The organism is Bacillus sp. NTK071 (assembly GCF_017303315.1).
Taxonomy (GTDB): Bacteria; Bacillota; Bacilli; order Bacillales; family Guptibacillaceae; genus Guptibacillus.
The window spans coordinates 401573-424374 of sequence record NZ_JAFKOI010000002.1 but is presented as its reverse complement, the minus strand read 5'-3'; the positions used below and the strand labels follow the sequence as shown (position 1 = coordinate 424374).

General features: G+C 38.3%; 32 protein-coding genes. 20 read left to right on the top strand and 12 right to left on the bottom strand.

Annotation, left to right across the window (positions count from 1 at the left end; all coding sequences use genetic code 11):
- Positions 1-8 precede the first annotated feature (8 nt).
- Together JI666_RS06515 and JI666_RS06510 are read right to left on the bottom strand one after the other, a co-directional pair.
- Positions 9-698 (bottom strand): OmpA/MotB family protein, encoded by a 690-nt coding sequence (locus JI666_RS06515; RefSeq protein ID WP_206889986.1) that lies wholly within the window; start codon positions 696-698, stop codon positions 9-11.
- On the bottom strand, positions 695-2233 hold the full coding sequence (locus JI666_RS06510; RefSeq protein WP_206889984.1) for a hypothetical protein: 1539 nt from the start codon (positions 2231-2233) through the stop codon (positions 695-697). Before JI666_RS06510 ends, JI666_RS06515 begins: the two co-directional genes overlap by 4 nt.
- A 519-nt stretch (positions 2234-2752) precedes the next feature.
- Between JI666_RS06510 and JI666_RS06505 the strand changes: the two genes are divergently transcribed.
- The 6 genes from JI666_RS06505 (at position 2753) to JI666_RS06480 (ending at position 5377) form a co-directional block, all read left to right on the top strand.
- Positions 2753-2899 (top strand): hypothetical protein, encoded by a 147-nt coding sequence (locus tag JI666_RS06505; RefSeq protein WP_206889982.1) that lies wholly within the window; start codon positions 2753-2755, stop codon positions 2897-2899.
- Between the two features lie 23 nt (positions 2900-2922).
- The gene (locus JI666_RS06500) at positions 2923-3069 is read left to right on the top strand and encodes a hypothetical protein (RefSeq protein ID WP_206889980.1); all 147 of its coding nucleotides are present in this window, start codon (positions 2923-2925) and stop codon (positions 3067-3069) included.
- Positions 3070-3188: 119 nt separating this feature from the next.
- Positions 3189-3332, top strand: coding sequence for a hypothetical protein (locus JI666_RS06495; protein ID WP_206889977.1), 144 nt, complete (start codon positions 3189-3191; stop codon positions 3330-3332).
- A gap of 144 nt (positions 3333-3476) precedes the next feature.
- A complete protein-coding gene (nadE, locus tag JI666_RS06490) occupies positions 3477-4298 on the top strand; it encodes an NAD(+) synthase (RefSeq protein WP_206889976.1) in 822 nt (273 codons plus the stop codon).
- Positions 4299-4390: 92 nt separating this feature from the next.
- Positions 4391-4837: a hypothetical protein gene (locus JI666_RS06485; protein ID WP_206889975.1), complete on the top strand. Its 447-nt coding sequence runs from the start codon at positions 4391-4393 to the stop codon at positions 4835-4837.
- A gap of 93 nt (positions 4838-4930) precedes the next feature.
- Complete coding sequence (locus JI666_RS06480) at positions 4931-5377, top strand: hypothetical protein (protein ID WP_206889974.1); 447 nt, start codon at positions 4931-4933, stop codon at positions 5375-5377.
- A 50-nt stretch (positions 5378-5427) separates the two neighbouring features.
- Here JI666_RS06480 and hmpA read toward each other — a convergent pair whose 3' ends face one another.
- Complete coding sequence (gene hmpA, locus JI666_RS06475; protein WP_206889973.1) at positions 5428-6642, bottom strand: NO-inducible flavohemoprotein; 1215 nt, start codon at positions 6640-6642, stop codon at positions 5428-5430.
- Between the two features lie 194 nt (positions 6643-6836).
- Between hmpA and JI666_RS06470 the strand changes: the two genes are divergently transcribed.
- From JI666_RS06470 to JI666_RS06455, 4 genes are all read left to right on the top strand, one after another.
- Positions 6837-7280: an Rrf2 family transcriptional regulator gene (locus JI666_RS06470; protein ID WP_206890397.1), complete on the top strand. Its 444-nt coding sequence runs from the start codon at positions 6837-6839 to the stop codon at positions 7278-7280.
- A 48-nt stretch (positions 7281-7328) separates the two neighbouring features.
- Positions 7329-7484 (top strand): hypothetical protein, encoded by a 156-nt coding sequence (locus JI666_RS06465; protein WP_206889972.1) that lies wholly within the window; start codon positions 7329-7331, stop codon positions 7482-7484.
- A 130-nt stretch (positions 7485-7614) separates the two neighbouring features.
- On the top strand, positions 7615-8328 hold the full coding sequence (gene sigK / locus JI666_RS06460) for an RNA polymerase sporulation sigma factor SigK (protein ID WP_136947627.1): 714 nt from the start codon (positions 7615-7617) through the stop codon (positions 8326-8328).
- 124 nt (positions 8329-8452) lie between these two features.
- Positions 8453-8683 (top strand): WYL domain-containing protein, encoded by a 231-nt coding sequence (locus JI666_RS06455; RefSeq protein WP_206889971.1) that lies wholly within the window; start codon positions 8453-8455, stop codon positions 8681-8683.
- A gap of 138 nt (positions 8684-8821) precedes the next feature.
- Here JI666_RS06455 and JI666_RS06450 read toward each other — a convergent pair whose 3' ends face one another.
- Both JI666_RS06450 and yfkAB read right to left on the bottom strand, forming a co-directional pair.
- Positions 8822-9568, bottom strand: a complete 747-nt coding sequence (locus JI666_RS06450; protein ID WP_206889969.1) for a GDSL-type esterase/lipase family protein — start codon at positions 9566-9568, stop codon at positions 8822-8824.
- Between the two features lie 116 nt (positions 9569-9684).
- Positions 9685-10806: a radical SAM/CxCxxxxC motif protein YfkAB gene (gene yfkAB, locus JI666_RS06445; RefSeq protein WP_206889967.1), complete on the bottom strand. Its 1122-nt coding sequence runs from the start codon at positions 10804-10806 to the stop codon at positions 9685-9687.
- Positions 10807-10992: 186 nt separating this feature from the next.
- Here yfkAB and JI666_RS06440 point away from each other — a divergent pair, with 186 nt between their 5' ends.
- Positions 10993-11169 carry a hypothetical protein gene (locus JI666_RS06440; RefSeq protein WP_169525442.1) on the top strand — a complete coding sequence of 59 codons (177 nt, stop codon included), beginning with the start codon at positions 10993-10995 and terminating at the stop codon, positions 11167-11169.
- A 111-nt stretch (positions 11170-11280) separates the two neighbouring features.
- Here the strand turns inward: JI666_RS06440 and mnhG are convergent, their stop codons facing one another.
- Genes mnhG through JI666_RS06410 form a run of 6 tightly spaced genes read right to left on the bottom strand, consistent with a single transcriptional unit; the run spans position 11281 to position 16538 of the window.
- A complete protein-coding gene (gene mnhG, locus JI666_RS06435; protein ID WP_169525440.1) occupies positions 11281-11643 on the bottom strand; it encodes a monovalent cation/H(+) antiporter subunit G in 363 nt (120 codons plus the stop codon).
- Positions 11615-11905, bottom strand: a complete 291-nt coding sequence (locus JI666_RS06430; protein ID WP_206889965.1) for a Na(+)/H(+) antiporter subunit F1 — start codon at positions 11903-11905, stop codon at positions 11615-11617. The genes mnhG and JI666_RS06430 overlap by 29 nt, the downstream gene beginning before the upstream one ends.
- Positions 11902-12378, bottom strand: coding sequence for a Na+/H+ antiporter subunit E (locus JI666_RS06425; protein WP_206889962.1), 477 nt, complete (start codon positions 12376-12378; stop codon positions 11902-11904). Before JI666_RS06425 ends, JI666_RS06430 begins: the two co-directional genes overlap by 4 nt.
- 5 nt (positions 12379-12383) lie before the next feature.
- On the bottom strand, positions 12384-13865 hold the full coding sequence (locus JI666_RS06420; protein ID WP_206889960.1) for a Na+/H+ antiporter subunit D: 1482 nt from the start codon (positions 13863-13865) through the stop codon (positions 12384-12386).
- Complete coding sequence (locus JI666_RS06415; RefSeq protein WP_206889958.1) at positions 13858-14196, bottom strand: Na(+)/H(+) antiporter subunit C; 339 nt, start codon at positions 14194-14196, stop codon at positions 13858-13860. The genes JI666_RS06420 and JI666_RS06415 overlap by 8 nt, the downstream gene beginning before the upstream one ends.
- Positions 14196-16538, bottom strand: coding sequence for a Na+/H+ antiporter subunit A (locus JI666_RS06410; protein WP_206889956.1), 2343 nt, complete (start codon positions 16536-16538; stop codon positions 14196-14198). The genes JI666_RS06415 and JI666_RS06410 overlap by 1 nt, the downstream gene beginning before the upstream one ends.
- Before the next feature lie 178 nt (positions 16539-16716).
- On the opposite strand from JI666_RS06410, the gene JI666_RS06405 reads away from it, so the two are divergent.
- Complete coding sequence (locus JI666_RS06405) at positions 16717-17169, top strand: hypothetical protein (protein WP_206889954.1); 453 nt, start codon at positions 16717-16719, stop codon at positions 17167-17169.
- 46 nt (positions 17170-17215) lie between these two features.
- Here the strand turns inward: JI666_RS06405 and JI666_RS06400 are convergent, their stop codons facing one another.
- Positions 17216-17359: a sporulation histidine kinase inhibitor Sda gene (locus tag JI666_RS06400; protein ID WP_206889951.1), complete on the bottom strand. Its 144-nt coding sequence runs from the start codon at positions 17357-17359 to the stop codon at positions 17216-17218.
- A gap of 354 nt (positions 17360-17713) precedes the next feature.
- Here JI666_RS06400 and JI666_RS06395 point away from each other — a divergent pair, with 354 nt between their 5' ends.
- The 8 genes from JI666_RS06395 to JI666_RS06360 are packed head-to-tail and all read left to right on the top strand — an operon-like array spanning position 17714 to position 22743.
- Complete coding sequence (locus JI666_RS06395; protein ID WP_206889949.1) at positions 17714-18229, top strand: YqeG family HAD IIIA-type phosphatase; 516 nt, start codon at positions 17714-17716, stop codon at positions 18227-18229.
- Positions 18230-18231: 2 nt separating this feature from the next.
- Positions 18232-19341, top strand: coding sequence for a ribosome biogenesis GTPase YqeH (gene yqeH / locus JI666_RS06390; protein WP_206889946.1), 1110 nt, complete (start codon positions 18232-18234; stop codon positions 19339-19341).
- A 12-nt stretch (positions 19342-19353) separates the two neighbouring features.
- Positions 19354-20196, top strand: a complete 843-nt coding sequence (aroE, locus tag JI666_RS06385; RefSeq protein WP_206889945.1) for a shikimate dehydrogenase — start codon at positions 19354-19356, stop codon at positions 20194-20196.
- Entirely contained in the window at positions 20197-20487 is a 291-nt protein-coding gene (yhbY, locus tag JI666_RS06380; RefSeq protein WP_136947612.1) for a ribosome assembly RNA-binding protein YhbY, read from the top strand. It abuts the gene before it with no gap.
- Positions 20487-21077, top strand: a complete 591-nt coding sequence (locus JI666_RS06375) for a nicotinate-nucleotide adenylyltransferase (protein WP_286170619.1) — start codon at positions 20487-20489, stop codon at positions 21075-21077. Before yhbY ends, JI666_RS06375 begins: the two co-directional genes overlap by 1 nt.
- Entirely contained in the window at positions 21064-21630 is a 567-nt protein-coding gene (gene yqeK / locus JI666_RS06370) for a bis(5'-nucleosyl)-tetraphosphatase (symmetrical) YqeK (protein WP_206889943.1), read from the top strand. Before JI666_RS06375 ends, yqeK begins: the two co-directional genes overlap by 14 nt.
- A 20-nt stretch (positions 21631-21650) precedes the next feature.
- Positions 21651-22004, top strand: a complete 354-nt coding sequence (gene rsfS, locus JI666_RS06365) for a ribosome silencing factor (RefSeq protein ID WP_206889941.1) — start codon at positions 21651-21653, stop codon at positions 22002-22004.
- A 1-nt stretch (position 22005) separates the two neighbouring features.
- Positions 22006-22743, top strand: coding sequence for a class I SAM-dependent DNA methyltransferase (locus JI666_RS06360; RefSeq protein ID WP_206889939.1), 738 nt, complete (start codon positions 22006-22008; stop codon positions 22741-22743).
- Positions 22744-22802: the final 59 nt, after the last annotated feature.

Sequence of the window (22802 nt, the reverse complement as noted above, 5' to 3'; positions counted from 1 at the left end):
GCAAGTGATTAATAGGTCATAATTTCTTTTAGACGTCCCTGCCATTTTTCATCGTCGAGGATAATTTGAAAAGAGATTCGACGATTTTTTTTATATGCTTCATTTGTGTTCTCAGCAATAACAGGTTTATATTCCGAATAACCAGTTGCTGCAAGATATTTAGCATAGTCAGGGGTTGCGAGTCGTGGATTAGCTTTCATTAATTCTTTTACTACCGCAACAGAACGGTCAGCTGAAAGTTTCCAATTATCATAAGGGACTTTGTCTGTATGACCTTCAATTAGAATGATATAAAGATATTGGCTAATGTCTTTTTCATCTATTAAATTGGCAAATACATCTGCTAAATCGTTTAGTACTTTTTTGCCTTCTGGACTAATTTCCGCACTCCCAGTATCGAATAAGATATCTCCCTCGACAGATATCGTATTATTGGGACCACGCACAACTTGATCTTTCCCTACATTTTCCTCAAGCTGGTTTTCTATTAAATCACTTATGTGTTTTTTAACATCAGCTACTTTTGCAAGCTCTTGCTTCATAACCGTTTGATCATACGCATCGTAGATCATTTGAACAAAAGCAATGATGGCGATAAAAAGCATTACAAGAACGATCATCGCCATCATATCGGCAAAACTTGGCCAATAATGCTCCTCATCGCTTTGAATCTGAAATCTTCGCTTCCTATTCTTCATCGGTTATCACCGATTATTCGAGATTGCATTGGCTGGGTTGGTGAATGTCTTCTTAGTTGTTCTTCATAGAGTCGAAGTTGAAGCTGGTAGGATTCTGAAAGTTGATGCTGAATGTCTTTTAATTCACGAGCAAGGCCTTGATACAAGGAGTCTAGACTGTTCGACAGCGACCTCATTTCGTGCTGAAGAGGCTGATCTCGCTGATCACGTTCCATTTTGTGAATAATAGGTTCAAGAGCTTCACGTTTAATCTTATCAAGTGATGTATACCATGCTTTCTCCATCTGTGAAACAGATTCAGCGAAATCCTGCGAAGCTCTTCCGTATTGATTCTGCTTATCTTGATACCGATAATACCATTCATCTTGCATCTGATGAACACGACGTTCAAGTTCCTCTTGAGAACCCTGATATCGCTGCATTTGCTCATCGAGCCCTCTTAAATAATGTTGACCTGTTTCCTCCGCCTTTTTCTGTGTTTCTTTTATGAGTTGATCAGAACGTTGCACAAGCTGTTCAAATTTGCGTTGCCCAGTCTCATGGTGTCTTGATAAGGCTTGAAGCTGGTTCTCTAACGTTTTCAATCGGTTTCCTAACTCAAGAATACCATTGGTGGCTTTTTCTTGGACGCCGTCTAGTTGAGTAAATGATTCTTGAAGCTTGATACTGAATGATTCTAGTGTAGAGGTGCTATTAGAGAATTGTTCAGTAAAGGTTCGTTGAGAAGTTAATATTGCTTGGACGTCTTTCATCGCTTGCTCTAGACCACAAGTGAATTGAATCATACTGGAAGAGAAATCACCGAGTGTTTCTTGAAAACTATCCTGAATTCGCCCTGCTAACCTGTCTAAAATTCGCTCCATTTCGTCATGAGGTTTTTCTTGAGAGAGACTTGCATTCAGATTGTGATCAAGGAGAGATTCACAATCTGAGATGATTTTTTCTAAATAATAGGCAGTTGTACGTCCTCCGGTTAATACCCCATTTTGGATTAGTGTTAGAAATAGCGCGTTCCCAATACCCGCGATACTTGTAATGAATGCTACACTCATACCTTGAAATGGACTTGAGATGGCTTCGATGACGGAAGCGAGATTTAAATTTGCATCATCTGGTTTTTGGGACAAAAACATGAGCGTTTCTTGCATAGAGGAAATTGCCATCGTTAAGCCAATAAACGTGCCGAGTATACCAATAATAATGGACGTAGGGGGAAGTTGTTGCATAAATCGCATGATCCCACCAGCTGGAACACGAGCAATGCCAAAAAGTGCAACGGATTCTTTGAAAAAGTGTTTTTCAATAAGTGCCTGTGTATTTACTTGAGATACGCCAGCAAGGTGATAGGTTTTGTAATCCTTCATGACATTCTGAATCCATGGAGCAGTATAAGAATTTGATTCACTCTGTAGTTCAGCATTTTCAATATCTCTGAGCCATTTTTTCATTTGTAAGCTAATCTGAATGGTTGCTGTAACACCCAAAATAGCTAGAAAACCAATAATGAAAAGCACGATTGTCGTAACACTTAGCATGTTTTCACCTCCGCTTTGTATATGTGTATGTCCTACTTTAAAGAACTTTCTTCCTTTCTTAATGGTAGGTTGAAGTTAGCTGTGAATAGTGCGGAAAATTGTCGAAAAAGATAGTTTTTATGAAATATTTAGGTAATTTGGTAAAAAAGGTTTACAAAGGAAAAGGTGATGGATATACTTACCTATGAAAACAATATGAAAAAAGGAGGTCGAACAGAATGATGAAAATTTCAATGGTAACGACTACTGCATCTGCAACTGTAACTGAATATGTACACTCTGTTCGACTCGGTCCTCAATAAGAGGGAATCCTTTTTTACTAACGGATTGAAAAGCCGCAGGTCGACGCCTGCGGTATTTCTATGTTTATTTTGCCGCAGGAACATGTCCTGCGGCTTTTTGTATCCAAATTTTGTGAGGAGGAATGAAAATGGCATATGGAAAAACAAGAATGGAAAAGCAATATCAAAGGAGAAAATGGGTCCCCTGAAATAACAAAAAAGAAGGGAGGTCGTTAACATGTTACCATTCCATTTAGTGATCATAACAAGAGTGAAGAGCCTCTTCCGACGAAGCCTATCTTCCGAACTGCATCAGCGCTCAATTCATCATCGTTTGACTGAAGATGAAAGCAAGCGATATCGTGCTTCGATGTGGCTATCCTAATTTAACAATAAGGAGAGATGATCATGTTAACGATTCATTTACTATTTGTAACAATTGGCATTCGTGTTCATGAGAGAACAATGCAAGAAGAAAAGCATTATTTACAAGTGAAAAGGCAAATGGAGAGCAAAACAGAGCGAATCAGCGAACATCAGCCCTGGTTATTCTAAAATAAAAAAGCGAAAGGAAGATTAAGATGAAAGCACAAAATCAATTGGCGATACAAGAATGGATGACCGTAGAGAAAGGCTTGACCTGAAGAGAATTTAAAAGAAAGGAGTGGAGTGGAATGACTTTAAACCTATTGTTTGCTACAATTACTGTCTCAATCAAGCGTAATCGGAAATCGCTTGATCAGGAGTTGGATGTTGTTAGAAAAAGAGGCTTGATTGAATCAAACCAATATAAACAAAGTTTCTATATCCATCATTAATCCAGAAGGCAGGGTTCTCCCTGTCTTTCTACATATTAGTTAGATGCTCAATAGACTGTTTTTTGAAATAAGTGAATGGGTATTGATAAGTAGAGCAGAATGTATAAAAATAAGAGATGCGTTAGAGAAAAGGAGTGACGAGGAATGAGAACATTACAAAAAGAAATTGTGGAAGAGCTTGGTGTACAGCCCTCAATTGATGTTAAAGAGGAAGTAAGTAAGAGAATTGGTTTTTTAAAAGCCTACCTTAAAAAAAGTGGAACAACTGGTTTTGTTCTAGGAATTTCTGGTGGACAGGATTCTTCTCTAGCTGGTCGATTAGCACAGCTTGCGGTTGAAGAACTTCGTGAAGAAGGAACGAATGCTTCGTTTATTGCAGTTCGACTTCCATATGGGGAACAAAAAGATGAAGATGATGCACAAGCTGCATTACGATTTATTCAACCGGATCAAACGGTTACCATTAATATTAAACCAGCAGTAGATGCTTCTGTATCTACATATCTTGAGGCAACAGGAAATGAACTTACTGACTTTACTAAAGGAAACAATAAAGCACGTGAGCGTATGATTGCACAATATAATATCGCTGGCGATGAAAAGAAGCTTGTTATTGGAACCGATCATGCAGCAGAAGCCGTAACCGGTTTTTATACAAAACATGGTGATGGAGCTTGCGACATCACTCCTTTATTTGGATTAAATAAACGTCAGGGAAGGATCATGCTAGAACACTTTGGCATGCCTGAGCATCTAGTTGATAAGGTACCGACTGCAGACCTTGAAGATGATCGCCCTGCCCTTCCAGACGAAGAAGCACTTGGAGTAAGCTATGACCAAATAGATGATTACCTCGAAGGAAGAGAAGTCGAAGAGAATGCTGCAAGAATAATTGAAGGCCACTTTGTTAAGACGAGGCATAAGCGTAATATGGCAGCTACCATTTTTGATAACTGGTGGAAATAACGATTGTAAGAGACCTGAATAAGGTCTCTTTTTTTTGAATATAAATAGATGTAGAGTTCCGCCATTTTAAGACTATGAAGGGGAAATCGAATGTGAAGAAGAGAAAACATCACTTTCAACAAATCATTCGTAAGTTACAAGAACTCTCAGGATTAGATGTGGACATTCTATTAGAAAATGATTTTCCTGGAAGACGGATGATTGGAGGAAAGTATTCACTAGAAACGAATGTGGTTACAATCTATCTTGAAGAAGTGAGAAAACAATGTTTTCGTCTTTTCGGGTCTGAAGAGAAATTAGTCGATTATTTCTCAGTAATCCTTGCCCATGAACTTGGTCACGCAGCCGATCGTAATCTGATGGAATTAGCGATGGTACGAGCAGATCATACAGATCATCAAAAAAGAATGCAACTTTCTATTAAAATTGAAGAAAATGCGTGGAACTATGCGAAAAGACTTGTTCCAGATCTCCATAACATACTAAATGTTGTGAGGGAGCACTCGTTAGCTATGTATAAAATAGAAAGAGTTAAATAAAAGAATTTTCAAAAAATATATACAAAATTTGATTACCTTGATAAGATTAATAAAATCTGATTCACAGCCATTTTACGTAAAGGTGTGAAGGTAATGAAGGTAATCAAAACGTATTACCCGAAAGTGAAGGCAATCGAACTGTTCATGTCTCTCGTGTATGGTATTGTTGTTAGCTTTGGTACCCTGTTACTATGGTTGAAAGGTGATTTATCGTTTGAACGATGGCGGTCATTCATGTTGATTGGACTGATTTATGTTTTGTTTTGTGCGCTGTTAAGCTTCTGTATACGAACTCAGCGAATTGAACTAACAGAATATGGAATAGAACACAAGTTATTGGGCATACGTCGAAGAAGTGTGGCTTTTACTTCTATGAAGACAGTAACGTTTGGGAAAGTAAACGGATCCCCTGTTGTAGCTATAGAAAATAAATATAACAAGAAAACAATTTTTGTCCCATATATACCTTTTGAGCAAGACTGGGGTGAAATTAATACTCAAATTAAGAAACGTAATGGAACAGTTATTATTACCATTTGAAGAAGCGCCGGTTAGGCGCTTCTTTTTCAACTTTATATAAGCTCTAAGTATTATTCCATTGACGCTTCAAGAGCTACTGCAGGTCCGAAGAACTCATAATGAATCTGAGTTTCTGATACACCAAGCTTTTCTAAAGCTTCTTTCACCGCTTTCATAAACGGTAGCGGTCCACAGAAATAATAATGTGTTTTTGGATCCAGTGAGAGGATTTCACTTAGCCATTCATAATCAACAAATCCTTCTTTATGATAAGTTCTATTATTAAGGTCTTCTTGTGTAGGAGATTCATAACATACAAAATAGTTGAGCGAAGGGTGTTTGAGGTTCGTCACTTCCTCATGAAACGCATGGACACTTCCATTGAGCGATGCATGGATAAATGTCGTTTTACGATCTTGAATTGCACTGCTTTTCAGCATACTAAGCATTGGAGTAATTCCCACACCACCACTCAATAATACGATTGGAGTGGATTCTTCATTCAAATAAAAATCTCCAGCAGGTGCTGTAATGCTCAATTTGTCATTTTCATTTACATGATCATGTATGTAATTAGAAACAATCCCATCAGGCTTTGACGCGCTTTCTTCCTTTTTTACAGAAATACGATAGTAAGGTTTCTCTGGAACGTCAGAGAGGCTATACTGACGAATATGTGTAAACTCGTCACCCGGAATTTCAACTTTAATACTTATGTATTGTCCTGATTTAAATGAGGCGATTGGCTTACCATCAACAGGTTTTAAGTAGAAAGAGGTGATAACGTCACTTTCATGTTCTTTACGATCAACAACAAAGACTCGTTCCTTATCCCATCCTCCAGGCTGTTTTGCTACTTCTTTATACATCTCATTCTCTACTTCAATAAACACGTTTGCAATGACTCCATATGCTTCTTCCCATGCCCGCAAAATCTCTTCAGAAGCATCATCTCCAAGCACTTCTTTAATCGCCATTATGAGATGCTCCCCAACAATAGGATAATGTTCTGGTTTAACACCAAGACTTCTGTGTTTATGGGCTACTTGTTTAACAACAGGTAGGATAGCTTCTAATTGATCAATGTGTTTGGCAGCGGCATAAACTGCGTTTGCGAGTGCTTCCTGTTGCCTTCCCTGCTTTTGATTAGCATGGTTGAAGATGTTTAATAGTTCTGGATGGTTCGTGAAAAGCATTTCATAAAAGCGTTTCGTAATTTCAAGTCCATGAACTTCTAGAACTGGAACGGTTGATTTTATTGTTGCCATAGTTTTGGGTGATAGCATGAAAATGGCCTCCGATTTAAAGATGTATTTATAATGCATCTTAATGTTACCTGCTTCGTATGCCAAAAGCAATATATTGAATACATCTTTAACGAGTTGTTCACAATTGAATGAAAGCACTATACAAGGTCATGTTATTATTGGTGTGATAAAATAGACCTATGAACAATGGAGTGAAATGAGGCTGAATGATATTGCGTTTAACAAATTATACAGACTACTCTTTAAGAATGCTGATTTATCTTGGAAGTATGAAAGGAGATAAATTAGCCAGCATACAAGAAATCGCCGATGCCTATCAAATTTCTAAAAATCATCTAATGAAAGTAGCGCATGAGCTTGGAAGGAAAGGATATATAGAGACAATTCGAGGCAGAAATGGTGGATTGCGACTCGCTCACCTTCCTGAAGATATTAATGTTGGAACAGTCGTAAGAAGTACAGAAGAAGATTTTAATCTAGTGGAGTGTTTTGATAAGGAGAACAATACTTGTGTCATAAGTCCAGCATGTCGATTAAAGCATGTACTGCATAACGCTTTATCAGCGTATTTTGAGGTGCTTGATGGTTATCAACTTGCTGACTTAATCGTAAATGAAAAGACAATTATCAAATTGTTCGCCACTAACACAGAGTAGCAATATGATCCTATCTGAATACACTGCCATTAGAGGAGTGTGGCAGGTATGGAATGGTTTGAAGTAATCGGGCTTGGCGGAATCATTACGACATTTGCGATCATCCGATTAAAATACGGCCGTAATTCTACTCATCATCGTTATTTGAGAGAAGAAGTTATGTTGGAGAAATGGCCGAGAGAAAAGAAAATAGATCGTGAGTAATTAAGAAAGCGCAACGGGTTAACCGGAGCGTTTTTCTTTTTTGAATGGGAATTGATGAGGACAGACACAACCGAGTAGGCACATACATAAACTTAAATTAAGTAACAGCCCATAATTGGGAGGTGAGTATGTGTCGTTACTGGCAGCGCTTGCTTACGTGTGTAAGGAAGTTCTTTTCTTTGTCTCATTTGTTAAGAACAATGCCTTTCCTCAGCCTCTTTCAAGAAAAGATGAAAGAAAATATTTAGAATTGATGGCAGAAGGAGATGAAGATGCAAGAAATCGCCTTATCGAACATAACCTTAGGCTTGTTGCTCATATCGTCAAAAAGTTTGAGAATACAGGAGAAGATCCTGAAGATTTAATTTCAATTGGTACAATCGGATTGATTAAAGCAATCGAAAGTTATTCAACAGACAAAGGTACAAAGTTAGCGACCTATGCGGCCAGGTGTATTGAGAATGAAATCCTTATGCACCTACGCGCACTTAAGAAAACAAAAAAGGACGTTTCCTTACATGATCCAATCGGTCAGGACAAAGAAGGAAATGAAATCTCCCTCATTGATGTTCTAAAGGCTGAAACGGAAGACATTGTAGAACTCATTCAACTTAACATGGAAAAGAAAAAAATCTATGAATACATTCATATCCTTGATGACAGGGAGAAGGAAGTTATTGTTGGACGTTTCGGATTAACACTTGAAAAAGAACTCACTCAGCGTGAAATAGCAAGGCAACTTGGAATTTCAAGAAGCTATGTCTCACGTATTGAAAAGCGTGCTTTGATGAAACTGTTCCATGAGTTTTATCGAAATCGGAAAGAAAAAGAGAGTGGTGCATAACCCTGCTTAGCAGGGTTTTTTGCTTCTGAATTATTTCCATATATTACTTAGTTAGAAATAGTGGTAAGGAACCTTCGTTCGTCATATAATGGGAACAAATGATCGTGTGAGGGAGAGGACTATTATGCAAAGTTTCATACGGAAAGCTCTACTTAAGCAGGAGCCGGTTGAGATCATCTACTTATCTCAAGATAATGTGACAACTCAAAGGTTGGTAACATTTTATAGTATGAATGATCTTGAAGCGACAGGGTATTGTCATCTAAGGAGTAGCGTGAGAACCTTTAAATTGGAGCGCATCTTAGCCGTTTATCCTTATCGATTTAGGTCAAGAGCGAAACAATTATATGCCTGAACCATCGGATTGCAATACAAAAAAAGCTATGAAGGTCTCCCTTCATAGCTTTTATTAAGGTTGGTCACTTTTAGTTTAACACACGAAAGCGAAAAAGCAATAAAGTCGTGAACTTTAAAATTGAAATTGTGGGTTTTATTACGATTTCTCTTTTTCATTTGTGTTATAGGTCGATAGGATTTTACGTGTCCATATCTTATACCCTTCTCCATTTAAGTGAAGACCATCGAAGGTATAGTTTTTGTTGAGCTGACCAAATTCGACTAACTCTTTGTGTATGTCTATATACTGATAATTATAGAGTGAAGCGAGATCCTTAAGACGCTCATTCAATTCTTTAATGACTGTATTGTTTAGTGGATGTCCTGTTAATGCTGTATTAACCGGTAAAAGGCTTTGTACATATACTTCCGTGTTAGGTGAGTTTGTTTTGAGCGTATCAAGAATTTGCTTGTAATTCATCTCTATTTTATTAACTGACTGGCCTGCAATCATATCATTTATGCCAACTAATAAGTACACACGATCAGGCTTTGCATCTATAACTTCATCAATACGATTTAAGACTCCTGTCGTCGTATCCCCAGCGATACCTCTATTTAAAACTTTATAATCACTGAGTGCTTCACCCCACTCATAATAATCTGTCAGGCTATCACCAAGAAAAATCGTTTCACTATCTTGATGGGTATAAGAGTCGTAAATACTCTTCTTGGTCTGATAATACTTAGTATAATACGTAATATTTTTCTTCTTGGATTCTGAATCATTCTCTGGCATCTCGTTTGCATTCGTTCTTAGAAAATCTGATTGATTCTCTGCCAGTGCAAGTAAGATAGCAAGTGAACCAACCATCAGAACCAGAATCCATCTTTTTCTCTTCACAACAATCACACTCCTATTGATTACGATAGGTATTATACCCTATCTTCACTCAAGTGAAAGGTCAAAGTGCAATTATAAATGAAAAATGAGTAAAAAAACCCCCTGAATTAGGAGGTTTAGAGGGAAATATTTGTTGTCTGTTTAAGAAAATCAATGTCTTGATAGTAAGCATCTTTGACGAGAAGGTTTGGGCCAAGACACTTGACTGCCGGGCAGTGACAGCTAATACTTTTAGCGACTTTACTATCTATCCACTTAGAATAAGCATCGTTTAAGTTCGTGTCTTTAATATTGCCAAGTGGTGGTGTGTCACCGAAATCCGTTACAATAATATCTCCATCAAAAATATTCATATTTAAGCGGGATCGACCGTCAGGATCATTTCGTACTGTAACATTTTTTTCACTATACAATCGTTCTAGAAGTTTCAAATCTTCTGGATTTGAACTACACGGATAGAAGGGGAGTGTACCAAATAAAAGCCAAACATTAGGATCACGGTGATCTAAAAGTCGATGTATTCCTTCTCTCATTTCTTCTAAAGATGCAATATCTAAATCTGATGCAAAATCAGAGGGATACATAGGGTGTACTTCATGTCTTTGGCAACCCATATCTGCAATTTGCTGATGTATACTTTCGATATTTGGCAGCGTTCTTCGATTAATCATCGTTTCTGCTGAAACGATGACACCCTGTGATGTTAAACTTTGTGCATTTTCTACCATGCGATGGAAATAAGCTTCTCGTTGTTCCATAGTTGGTTTTCGATCCATTACAGCGAAGCCGATATCTGTAAAATCTGCTATGCTTCCATAATTATGAGAGATGTGAAGCACATCAAGGTAAGGTAATATGAGATCGTATCGCTTCCGATCAAGCGTTAAATTAGAATTAATCTGCGTTCTTGCTCCTCTTTCATGAGCGTATTTCAAGAGAGGTACTACGTATTGCTTCACTGATTTCATTGAAAGCATTGGTTCTCCACCTGTAATACTCAACGCACGTAGGTCTCTAACCTCATCAAGTCGATCCGTTAGAAGCTCAAGAGGAAGTGGATCAGGATCCTTTGATTGAAGGGTGTATCCAACTGCACAATGTTCGCATCTCATATTGCATAATGTAGTAGTTGTAAGTTCTATATTGGAAAGGACCATTCTCCCATGTTCTTCAACATCCATATAAGCTTCCCACGGGTCATAGGTGGGAGTAATTGTTCTCATAGGTTTTGCTACCATATCATCGACCCCTTTATGTAATTAACAGACGTTAAGTCTTCTCCAATTGTAGAGCATCCGAACAAGGTTGAACAGTCATTAGGATGAATTTAGAAAACTCCGCCAATCCCCAGACAAAACTGTCCATCCTATCATAGACTATACTATCTACCAGAATGATGTCTGCGGGAGAGAAGGAGGGGGAATATGAAAGGTTATGGCTACGGTTACCCTGGTTGTGGTTATCCCTATCCGCCATACCCATATCCATATCCAGGCTATGGTGGCGGGTATTATGCATTGATCGTTGTCCTACTTGTTTTATTGCTCGTGATAGGCGGCGGCTACTATTATTATACAAATCATTATGGGAATTACAGATAATAAACTTAGGATATAGTAACTAACGGGAAATGGAATTAGAATGTCTATACGTTTTTAACCAAACTTCTGACAAGATTAATTCCCTATTGAAAAAAAGCAAGCACGATAGGACTATCCCTTCGTGCTTGCTTTTTTGTGTTCTTTCTTTTCTAGATCATTTCTCGTTGTCTTTTCCCAGAGAGGAACGCCCTTCTGATAGGCAGCCCTTGAAATCATATGTCCAGAAACTGGTGCAGTCATCAAAATAAAGATGATACCAAGAATCAGTTTTCCGCTGACCATCTGTTGTTCAAAAATGAAGTAAAGAAAGGCAGCAATTAAAATTCCAGCAACTCCGAGCGTTGCACTCTTTGAAGCTGCGTGAAGTCGAGTATAAACATCAGGCAGGCGAAAAATACCTAGTGCTCCCGAGAAAAGAAAAAATGTTCCGATAAGCAATATGATGCTAATCACGACTTCTTTCAATGATAACACCCTTTTCCAAGAATTTTGCAATAGCGACTGTTCCAATGAAAGCAAGAATACCAATCAATAGAATAATGTCGTTAAAATATTGTGTTTCTAACTTTATTGCTAGAATACCTGCTATTGCCATCAGGTTAATTCCGATAGTATCAAGTGCAACGGCGCGATCAGGATTAGACGGTCCCTTGATTGCGCGATAGAGAAGAAAAAGGGTAGAGATGGCGATGACAACAATACAAATAGTCGAAACAGTTGATAGGAGTGAAGTCATCTTGTCACCTCCATAATAGCTTTTTCGAATGTACCCTTGATTTCCTTAATAACTTCGTCTGCATCCGGAGCATCCATAGCATGAATGTAGATATGCATATTATCTGGAGCTACAGAAACGGTTAGTGTTCCAGGGGTTAATGTAATTAAATTAGCCAACATTGTGATTTCCCAATTTGTGCGAACCTCAATTGGAACAGCTATGATTCCTGGTTCCATGTTGAGTTTTGGAGAATAGACAAGCTTAACCACCTGTATATTTGCCATAATCAATTCTTTAATAAACAAGAACAGTAATTTAATAATGGACCAGAGACGATAGAAATAAAATCGATCTGGAATAAATCGCTCCATTAATAGCAGCAATCCTATTCCGAATAAGTAACCGACAAAGAATGTGCTAAAAGAGTAACTTTCAAAAAGAAACATCCAGAGCACGGCAATAATTAGATTAATAATAATTTGAATTGGCATGCCATCTACTCCTTCATTACGGAATCAATATAATTTGCTGGATCAATCATTTGATCAGCTATCATTTGCACAGTTGGAAAAATGAACTCAGCACCTAATCCAAGCGTAATGGTAAACACAAGAAGAAAGGCAGCAGGTACAATTTTTCCTTTAGTAGGGTTAACGTCTGGTACTTTAACTTGCTTAGGTTCGCCCCAAAAACCGTTAATAAAGATTCGGATAACGGATAAGAGAATTAACAGACTTGTAATTAATCCAATGACAGCTAGGACATAATGTCCTTCTTCAAACGCGCCACGAAGAATTAGAAGTTTCCCTATAAATCCGCTGAATGGCGGGAGTCCTGCTAACGCAAGTGCGGCTATGAAAAATAGCCAGCCGAGCAGGGGTTGATTCTTAATTATTCCTCCCATTTTTCTAAGATCCGATGTGCCAGCATAGGCTGCCATAGCACCTACTAAGAAGAACAGAGCTGCTTTAATAATCATGTCATGAAGCAAGTAATAAATTGTTCCCGCTAGTGCAGTTGTTGAAAAGACCCCAATTCCAAGAATCATATAGCCAACTGCAGGAATGATATTGTACGCAATAATAAGTTGAACATTATTCGTTGAAAGTGCTCCTATTACTCCAAATACTAGGGTGAAACCTGCCAAAATGAGTAGAATTTGATGAGTGACAGTAAGGTTGTAAACAAAAATTAACGTAAATACCCTTAGTATTGAATATACCCCAACTTTAGTTAGTAAAGCTCCAAATAAAGCTGAAATCACTGTAGGAGGAACAGTGTATGATTTCGGTAGCCAGAAATAAAGTGGAAACAGAGCTCCTTTTGTAGCAAATACAATCAGTAATAGAATCGCAATGGTTGTTAATATTCCATCTTGCTTTATTTCACCTACTCGCTCTGCGAGCTGTGCCATGTTTACAGTACCTACTACTGCATAAAGGAATGACACCGTCGTAACAAAAAGAATAGATGAAAATAAGTTAATGATAATGTACTTAAATGATTCCCTAAATTGCTCTTTTGTTCCACCGAGTACAATTAAACCATAGGAGGCAATTAAAAGTACTTCGAAGAATACGAAGAGGTTAAAGAGATCTCCAGTGAGAAACGCCCCACTTACTCCTGCAATTAGAAGCTGAAAGAGAGGATAGAAGTAGTATCTTTCTCTTTGTTCATCAAGTGAGTTAAACGCGTAAAAAGCACAAGCAACAGCTATAAGGTTTGCTGTTACAACAAGTACAATAGCAAGCGGATCGGCGACAAGGACGATACCGTAAGGAACTGCCCAATCTCCTGCTTTTAGAACAATTGTGCCATTTTGAAGTATGTTATATGCGATCCCCGAAACAACCACAAGATTAACGATGACCATAATGCGAGTGATCATCCTTACAAGTGGCAACCTTTTATTAAGAAAGACTAGTATGATCCCCGTTAGAAGCGGTAGTAGTATCGGCAGTATAGCTAAATTACTCATTTTCGTTTCCCCTCAACTTCTCCATATTATCGGTACCATTTGTCTGATATGCCCGATACGCCAACACAAGAAGAAATGAAGTCACACCGAAGCTAATGACGATGGAAGTCAGGATAAGTGCCTGTGGAAGCGGATCAACATAATTCGTTACGTCTTCCGAGAGAATAGGTGGTTTTCCACGATTCAGTTTACCCATTGTAATAATGAAAAGGTGGGCTCCGTGAGACAGAAGTGCTGTACCGATTACAATTTTAAGAATTTGCTTTTGTAGCATCATATAGACTCCTGCAGTGAATAGCATACCTGCAAGCACTGACATGATGATTTCCATTAATCATTCCCCTCCTTCTTGCCAGGACGTAGTTTAATCATGGTGAAGATTCCGAGTGCAGCAAGGCCGAGTACTAGGATTTCGAGCATTGTATCTAGACCACGGAAGTCTACAAGGATGACGTTAACAACGTTGTCTCCTCCACCCATTTTGTAGGAGTTTTTAAGAAAGTAATCTGAAATTGGTTCAAAGAACTTTGTACTGTGTGAGGCAATACCTATCATCGTAACAAGCACCCCAACTGAAATGGAAATAATCCAATTCACAGCGTTTGTTCGCTTTGATTCTTTTTCTTTTCCGAAATTCGGAAGATGGTAGAAACAAAGTAGAAATAGCGCAACAGTAACGGTTTCAACAATAAGCTGAGTTAACGCAAGGTCAGGAGCTCGGAAGAATACAAAGAGAAGAGATAATCCGTATCCTACTATACCAAGCACAAGAATAGCAGCTATTCTGTTGTTCATAAAGATGGTTCCAAATGCTGCAATGGCCATTACGATTGCAATGAGTATTTCAGGTGCAGCAAGAGGTGCTAAATCATCAAATGCGATCCGAAACCCGCCTGTAATGCTCATCGTAAATCCTACTAGTCCAACAAAAAAGACAAGAATATAAATCATGTAATGCCTAAGTGAACCTGTCATGTAGCCATTTGTTAGCTTTTTCGATCCACTGATTAACCCATTAATAATTCCGTCATACGCTTTAGCTGCAGATAACTTACCAGGTATCATGTTATATACGCGTTCCCATTTTGTGCGAGTTAAATATAAGGCGGTACCGAGCAAAAGCACAGCGAGACTCATATAGAGTGGCGGTCCAAAGCCATGCCAGAATTTAATATGCGTTTCACCGACGCTACCAGTAATCGAATCAACCATAGGTGAAAGTAGGGAATGTTCAAATATTTTTGGAACAAGTGCAATAATAATAACGAGCAGAACGAGCGCAATTGGTGACAATAACATTCCAAATGGAGCTTCATGTGGTTTCTGAGGTAATTCATCTCTTTGTTTACCTGTAAACGTTCGGAAGAATAGCATGACAGAATAAACAAATGTGAAAATACTACCGCCCACTGCCAAATAAGGAAAGAATGGTGACACAGCTTCTACAATCGTTGAAGCTTCTTCAAAATGAAGAGACGATTCAAAAAACATTTCTTTACTAAGGAACCCATTTAAGAATGGAAGAGGGAACCCTGCCATCGAAAATGTTCCAAAGAAGGCTAATGTAGCTGTAATCGGCATGAATGTGAATAATCCACCAAGACGCCTAATATCACGCGTACCTGTTTCATGGTCAATGATACCTGCGACCATAAACAGACTTCCTTTAAATGTTGCATGGTTTAAAATATGGAACACTGCTGCAAGTACTGCAAGCTCGGTTCCAAATCCAAGCATAGCCATAATCATACCTAGCTGACTAATTGTAGAGTAGGCAAGAATGGCTTTCAAATCAGTTTGTTTCACAGCCATGTAAGATCCCCAACAAAGAGTCAGTAACCCAAAGCCGCTTACGATTAAGAAGAACAGATCTGTGCTAGCAAAGATTAGACTTAACCTTGCAACTAGATAAATTCCAGCTTTCACCATTGTTGCTGAATGTAGAAATGCACTAACTGGCGTTGGTGCCTCCATTGCATCAGGTAACCAGGTATGAAAAGGGAACTGTGCAGACTTGGTGAACGCACCTAGTAGAATCATGATTAGTATGAATGGGAAGAGAGGTGACTGAACAATCATATCTCCATTCTCGATGATTTTCCTGATGCTAGTTGTTCCAGTTATGTCTGCCATCATTAAGAATCCTCCAAGCATGGCAAGACCACCAAAAACGGTAATCATCATTGATTTAAGAGCACCAGAAGTAGATTTCTCCCTTTGATACCAATATCCAATTAGAAGAAACGATGAAATGCTCGTCAGTTCCCAAAATGTATATAGGACAAAAAGATTATCAGATAAAACAACTCCGAGCATTGCGCCCATAAATAACAGAAGATAAACATAAAAATGGCCAAGTTTCTCGGCTTTACTCAAATAATAGATGGAATACAGAACAACAAGTGATCCGATTCCCGTAATCAATAGCGCGAAAAACAGGCCTAGACCATCAATGAAAAATGTAACGTTAACGCCGAGAGACGGAATCCACTCAAACGTTTTTAGTGTATGTACCCCTTTTAAGACATCTTCTATGAAAGTAAGAAAATACCCAAATAAAACAATCGGAACTAATAGAACAAACCATCCTAAATGGACCTGTTTGACGCCCCGATAAATAAACGGGATGAAAAACGCTGCCAGAAAAGGTAGCAAGACAGCTGCATGAAGCATTCTACAAAACCCTCCCCAATAATCCTCAATATGATAAAAGTTCACATGAACTCATATTGCAATAACTCAATTGTAATCAAAAACAGTCTCATTTATCAACTTTTCTAATTTGTAAAAGCAACTTACCCGTATAAGTTTTCCAAACAACGCCGATTCTATTTGCGAAAGGAGTATGCACATGATAAAATCCATTTCTATACTTTTGACGGGTATGGTTCTTCTTACTGCTTGCCAATCGATTTATAAAAGTGAGGATAAATCCCCATATGCCCCTAGAGAATACTTCAGAGCAATTGATGTTGAACCAATTGGAACAGCCATCATGAAAGAAGACAATTCATTACCTATACTTAACGCTATTAAAAATAAAATGCAAAATGAAGATGCTATTAAGGATGTTATTGTTTTAACACACAATAACCAGGCAGTTGTTGTATTAAAACCTTTTGCTTATGACAGAAGAAAAGTGGATGAAATACTTTCTGAGTATCGAAAAAGATTAGATGAAGAAAAGATAGCTGCCGTTCTTCTAACAGAACCAGTTGATTATCGCAAAGCGAAAAAAATGAAGAACATGGAAGACATTACTGGAGAAGAGTGGGATATTCAGTGGGGGAGCTATTTTAATTAAAGATTGAAACAAAAAACCAACCTTTAAAAGATCAAGGTTGGTAAAATTAAATCCCGATGAGAGGAACTTGCTTATCAAGGCTTCGTCTTTCAATTTCTCTTTGGATTAATCCAATAAAGTCATTGCTTAGCTTAAGTTCCTTTGCTTTATAAAAGGATTCAATCAATAAGTCATCTGATAACTTCTCCATGATTAAGCACCTCCTTAGTATGGTTCTAGATTCCGTCTATTCCGCATATTGTGTATGTGGATCTTTTATTTGCAGTTAGCGTACCACGGATATACAGCAGGAACAACCGTTCCGTTATCCACAGTTAAAGGTGGATAATTTGTGGGTAAAGTGTTTATATCTAAGTTGTTAGTAATGAATTTATAGTCTACAAATGTGTATAATGTTATCCACAATTTGGTGCAACATCAGAATTTGTCGAAAAATTTTGATATTATTTAGGTTCTTTCTTATGAAACGTACTTAAGTTAATTGTTGTACGTGTGAAAAATATTGATACAATAGGTATGTCACAAATAGTAGGAGTGTTGATAGTTGTTAAATACTTTTTTACCTAATGAACATGTTCAAGACATTTTTCAAATCAGTCCTAAATTGCTCAAAGATCGCGGAGTAAAGGGGATTATTACTGACCTTGATAATACACTTGTTGAGTGGGATAGAGCTGATGCAACGCCAGAACTTACCAAGTGGTTTAAACAAATGCGTGATGAGGGCATTCTTGTTACAATTGTTTCGAATAATAATAGGACGAGAGTAGAAAAGTTTGCTTCTCCTGTAGAAGTGCCATATATATATGAAGCTCGAAAGCCAATGACCAAAGCTTTTCGAAAAGCATTAAAGGATATGAAGATAGAAGCTAACGACGCTGTTGTTATCGGAGACCAAATCTTTACAGATGTTGTTGGGGGAAATCGTATGGGACTTCACACAATTCTTGTTGTACCTGTCGCAAGTACGGATGGGTTCTTTACGAAGTTTAATCGCAGAATGGAAAGTGTTTTCTTAGCATGGATGAAACGTAAAGGGAAGATAAATTGGGAGGAATAGGTTTGGACAACGAACAAATTATTTGCGCCGGATGTGGCGTGCATATTCAAACAGATGACAAAAACGCACTTGGTTATGCTCCACCATCTGCTCTTAAAAGAGATGTGATCATTTGCCAGCGCTGTTTTCGTTTAAAGCATTATAATGAAATACAGGATGTATCACTAACAGATGATGATTTCTTGAAAATTCTAAATGAAATTAGCCAGACAGACGCTCTTGTTGTTAAAATCGTAGATATCTTTGATTTTAATGGAAGTTGGCTACCTGGCATCCAGCGGTTTGCAGGTAATAACCCTGTCTTGCTCGTGGGGAATAAAGTGGATCTCCTTCCTAAGTCTGTTAATCAGTCTAAGTTAATTAAATGGATGCAATCAAGTTCTAAAGAGAATGGTTTAAAACCTGCTGATGTTATGTTAATGAGTGCATCTAAAGGCGATGGTGTTATGGACGTTGCTGCAGAAATTGATCGCATGAGAGATGGCAGAGATGTATATATTATCGGATGCACTAACGTCGGTAAGTCTACATTCGTCAATCGTCTAATTCAGGAGTTTGGCGGAGACGAAGAACAAATGATTACAACTAGCCAGTTTCCAGGGACAACGCTTGACTTAATTGATATCCCACTTGATGATGGCCACACCCTCTATGATACCCCTGGTATTATTAATCACCATCAGATGGCTCATTTCGTAGATGCTGAAGAGTTGAAGATTATTAGCCCTAAAAAAGAAATTAAGCCAAAAGTATTCCAGTTGAATGAAGGGCAGTCGCTGTTCTTTGGAGGACTTTCTCGCCTTGATTTTGTAGAAGGCGGACGTCAGTCCTTTATTTGTCATGTTTCTAATGATCTCTATATTCACCGGACAAAGATGGATAAGGCAGATGACCTTTATGCTGAGCACCTAGGTGAACTTCTTTATCCACCTGGAGAACAAACTAAGAAGGAGCTTCCAAAGCTTGTTAGCCATGAACTCAGAATCAAAGAAGAGAAGATGGATATCGTATTTTCTGGTTTAGGCTGGGTAACTGTATCAGGTAAAGGGACTACTGTAAAAGCGTATGCACCGGAGGGTGTTGGAGTATCGATACGAAAATCGCTAATCTAGGAGGTAGTCGTAATGGGGAAACTATACGGACTGATTGGTCATCCTGTAGGTCATTCAATGTCTCCGGTTATGCATAACTGTGAATTCAGGGAACTTGGGTTCTCACATCATTATCAGGCTTTCGATCTTTCACCAGAACAGCTTGAGGATGGTGTTGAAGCAATGAAAATGCTTGACGTTCAGGGATTTAATGTTACCATTCCACATAAAGTTGCCATTATGCCCTTACTAGATGAAGTTGAACAAGAGGCTCTTGAGATTGGTGCTGTTAATACTGTCTACAAAAGCGGTGGTAAACTTATAGGAACGAATACTGACGGAAGAGGTTATTTAATGTCGCTTCTTTCAGTAACTGGTGAGAAAAGCCTCCAAGGAAAGAGAATTCTAGTGATTGGTGCTGGTGGTGCTGCGAGAGCAGTAGCGGTTTCGATCTGTCGTTCAGGTGTTGCATCATTAACAATCGCGAATCGAACGATAGAAAAAGCAGAAGAATTAAGTAGCGTGTGTAATAATTACGCTAAAACGGTTGCGACATCTCTATCTGAAGCAGAAACAACACTAAGTAACTTCGATATTGTTATTAATACGACATCCATTGGAATGAGTCCCTATTTAAATCATATTCCTCTAAAGTTGGACCAATTGAAAGCAGGTACCGTGCTTAGTGACCTTATTTATAATCCACTTGAGACACAGTGGATGAAAGAGGGCAAAGAAAGAGGAGCCGTTGTAGATAATGGAGTTTCAATGTTTGTGGAGCAAGGGGCACTTGCCTTTGAAAAGTGGACCGATGTCGCACCGAATCGACAACGAATGAGAAGAACGGTTTTAAAAGAGTTAGGAGGATATAAATAAATGTTAACAGGTAAACAAAAACGTTTTTTACGGGCAAAAGCTAATCGTCTTAACCCTATTTTCCAAGTAGGTAAGGGTGGCGTTAATGAGAATATGACAAAGCAAATTGAGGAAGCACTTGAAGCGAGAGAGCTTATTAAAGTGAGCATTCTTCAAAACTGTGATGAAGACCGTAACACAGTTGGTAAACAGTTATCGAGTGAAACAGGTGCAGAGCTTGTTCAAATTATCGGTAATATGATTGTTCTTTACAAAGAATCAGAAGAGAATAAAGAAATTATACTTCCATAATGACTGCTCAACAAAGAATGAAGGTCGGTCTACTTGGTGGAACATTTGATCCGCCCCACCTGGGGCACTTGGCACTTGCTCAAGGAGTGTTAGAGACGTGTGAGCTTGATGAAGTGTGGTTTATACCTAGCCACCGTCCCCCACACAAGAATGGTAGTGATATTACAGAGAATCATCACCGAGTGGAGATGGTTCAGCGAGCGATAGAAGGTAACCCTAATTTTAAGATTTCCTTAATTGAATTCGAACGAAATGGACGGTCCTTCACAATCGATACGATTGAAATATTAAAAGCTAATTATCCGCATATCGATTTTCACTTTATTATAGGTGGAGATATGATTGAGGATCTTCCAAATTGGCATCGAATAGATGAATTATCCAAGATGATATCATTTATTGGTGTCAATCGTCCTGGTTATAACCCAGACAAAGAACAATACGAGGTCTCATTGATTGATGTTCCTCAAATCGATTTGTCTTCTAGCGAAATCCGGAAAGATTTAATTATTGGTAAAAGTGGTCGATATCTACTTCCAGAATCTGTCCGAATCTTTATTGAAGAGAAGGGATTATATGAATCGAGCTAAGGCGTTTGGACTAGTAAAACCTCACTTAACTGAGCACCGCTATGTTCATACAATCGGTGTTACAGACACTGCAGTTGGATTGGCTGAGAAATATGGTGCAAATATTGAAAAAACAGAGCTAGCTGCGATTTTTCATGATTATGCGAAGTTTCGTCCTAAAGATGAAATGCGAAGGATTATTGTTGAACAATCTATGCCTGAAGAATTACTTGAGTACTCTTCCGAACTCTGGCACGCTCCAGTCGGGGCTTATCTTGTAAAATGCGAAATCGGAATAACAGATGAAGAAATCCTTGGTGCAATTAAATACCATACCTCTGGTCGTCCTAATATGACCTTAATGGAGAAGTGTGTATTTATTGCTGACTATATAGAGCCTGGACGAGCATTCCCGGGTGTTGAAGAAGTTAGAGAAATGGTTCAACAAGATCTCGATAAAGCGATTGCGTTGTCTCTCAGGAATACTGTGCAGTTTCTAATGAAAAAGAATCAGCCTGTTTATCCGGCGACGTTCTATACCTATAACAGCATTGTAAAGGCACATAACTCCTGAGAAGAAATGGAGGAAACAACATGAATGAAAAACAAATGATTACACTTGCTGCAAAGGCAGCTGATGATAAACGTGCAGAAGATATCGTTGCATTAAACATGAATGGTATCTCATTAATTTCCGACTACTTTTTAATTTGTCACGGTAACTCTGAGAAACAGGTTCAAGCGATTGCCAAAGAAGTGAAAGATCAGGCACTCGAGCATGGAATGGATGTAAAGCGTCTTGAAGGATTCGATCAAGCGAGATGGGTTCTTGTTGATCTGGGATCTGTCATTGTGCATATTTTCCATAAGGATGAGAGGAATTATTATAACCTTGAAAAACTATGGGGCGATGCACCACATTTATCGTTGAATGAGATTCTGGCTTAACATGCACTCATATGAACGTTTTTCTTATGTTTACGACCGCCTAATGGAACACGCGCCTTATGATGATTGGGCCAAGCTAGTTAAGAATGAAATGCCATCTGGGAATGTTCTTGATCTAGGTTCAGGCACAGGAGAATGTTCGCTTCGACTTGCTGAGTCTGGTTTTAACGTCACGGCAGTCGACCTTTCTGAACATATGCTTTCTGTAGCGCAAGATAAAGCAATGCAAAACAAGTTGACTCTTCAATTTCTTCATCAAGATATGCGTGAACTTAAAACAGGCGAATTGTATGACGTGATTACAATCTTTTGTGATTCATTAAACTATATAACCGATATAGACGATGTTAAAGAGGTTCTTCGTCGGGTTTATGATCATTTGAAACCACAAGGCATTCTCTTATTTGATGTTCATTCTCTTCATAAAATCAAAGAGTTTATTGGACAAACTTTTGCTAGCAATGAAGAAGAGATTTCATATATATGGAATAGTTTCACAGGAGAAGAACAAGGATCTGTAGAGCATGATCTAAGTTTCTTTTTAGAAAATGAAGAAGGATTATATGAACGCTTTGATGAACTGCATCTCCAACGAACCTTTCAAATCGCTGATTATAAAATGTGGTTGACTGAAGTCGGATTCGAGATAACGTCCATTACAGCGGATTTCACAGAACAACCTCCAACCGAAAATTCGGAGAGAATATTTTTTAGAGCGGTTAAACCCCAAAAAGGTTGATTTCATATGAAATCAACCTTTTTACTATTTCGTTAAAGGATATTTCTATTACCTGACGA

Coding starts and splice junctions, on each gene's coding strand:
- JI666_RS06515 (WP_206889986.1), bottom strand. CDS start 698: ATGAAGAATAGGAAGCGAAGATTTCAGATTCAAAGCGATGAGGAGCAT.
- JI666_RS06510 (WP_206889984.1), bottom strand. CDS start 2,233: ATGCTAAGTGTTACGACAATCGTGCTTTTCATTATTGGTTTTCTAGCT.
- JI666_RS06505 (WP_206889982.1), top strand. CDS start 2,753: ATGTTACCATTCCATTTAGTGATCATAACAAGAGTGAAGAGCCTCTTC.
- JI666_RS06500 (WP_206889980.1), top strand. CDS start 2,923: ATGTTAACGATTCATTTACTATTTGTAACAATTGGCATTCGTGTTCAT.
- JI666_RS06495 (WP_206889977.1), top strand. CDS start 3,189: ATGACTTTAAACCTATTGTTTGCTACAATTACTGTCTCAATCAAGCGT.
- nadE (WP_206889976.1), top strand. CDS start 3,477: ATGAGAACATTACAAAAAGAAATTGTGGAAGAGCTTGGTGTACAGCCC.
- JI666_RS06480 (WP_206889974.1), top strand. CDS start 4,931: ATGAAGGTAATCAAAACGTATTACCCGAAAGTGAAGGCAATCGAACTG.
- hmpA (WP_206889973.1), bottom strand. CDS start 6,642: ATGCTATCACCCAAAACTATGGCAACAATAAAATCAACCGTTCCAGTT.
- JI666_RS06465 (WP_206889972.1), top strand. CDS start 7,329: ATGGAATGGTTTGAAGTAATCGGGCTTGGCGGAATCATTACGACATTT.
- JI666_RS06455 (WP_206889971.1), top strand. CDS start 8,453: ATGCAAAGTTTCATACGGAAAGCTCTACTTAAGCAGGAGCCGGTTGAG.
- yfkAB (WP_206889967.1), bottom strand. CDS start 10,806: ATGGTAGCAAAACCTATGAGAACAATTACTCCCACCTATGACCCGTGG.
- JI666_RS06440 (WP_169525442.1), top strand. CDS start 10,993: ATGAAAGGTTATGGCTACGGTTACCCTGGTTGTGGTTATCCCTATCCG.
- JI666_RS06430 (WP_206889965.1), bottom strand. CDS start 11,905: ATGACTTCACTCCTATCAACTGTTTCGACTATTTGTATTGTTGTCATC.
- JI666_RS06425 (WP_206889962.1), bottom strand. CDS start 12,378: ATGCCAATTCAAATTATTATTAATCTAATTATTGCCGTGCTCTGGATG.
- JI666_RS06420 (WP_206889960.1), bottom strand. CDS start 13,865: ATGAGTAATTTAGCTATACTGCCGATACTACTACCGCTTCTAACGGGG.
- JI666_RS06415 (WP_206889958.1), bottom strand. CDS start 14,196: ATGGAAATCATCATGTCAGTGCTTGCAGGTATGCTATTCACTGCAGGA.
- JI666_RS06410 (WP_206889956.1), bottom strand. CDS start 16,538: ATGCTTCATGCAGCTGTCTTGCTACCTTTTCTGGCAGCGTTTTTCATC.
- JI666_RS06405 (WP_206889954.1), top strand. CDS start 16,717: ATGATAAAATCCATTTCTATACTTTTGACGGGTATGGTTCTTCTTACT.
- JI666_RS06400 (WP_206889951.1), bottom strand. CDS start 17,359: ATGGAGAAGTTATCAGATGACTTATTGATTGAATCCTTTTATAAAGCA.
- aroE (WP_206889945.1), top strand. CDS start 19,354: ATGGGGAAACTATACGGACTGATTGGTCATCCTGTAGGTCATTCAATG.
- yhbY (WP_136947612.1), top strand. CDS start 20,197: ATGTTAACAGGTAAACAAAAACGTTTTTTACGGGCAAAAGCTAATCGT.
- JI666_RS06375 (WP_286170619.1), top strand. CDS start 20,487: ATGACTGCTCAACAAAGAATGAAGGTCGGTCTACTTGGTGGAACATTT.
- yqeK (WP_206889943.1), top strand. CDS start 21,064: ATGAATCGAGCTAAGGCGTTTGGACTAGTAAAACCTCACTTAACTGAG.
- rsfS (WP_206889941.1), top strand. CDS start 21,651: ATGAATGAAAAACAAATGATTACACTTGCTGCAAAGGCAGCTGATGAT.
- JI666_RS06360 (WP_206889939.1), top strand. CDS start 22,006: ATGCACTCATATGAACGTTTTTCTTATGTTTACGACCGCCTAATGGAA.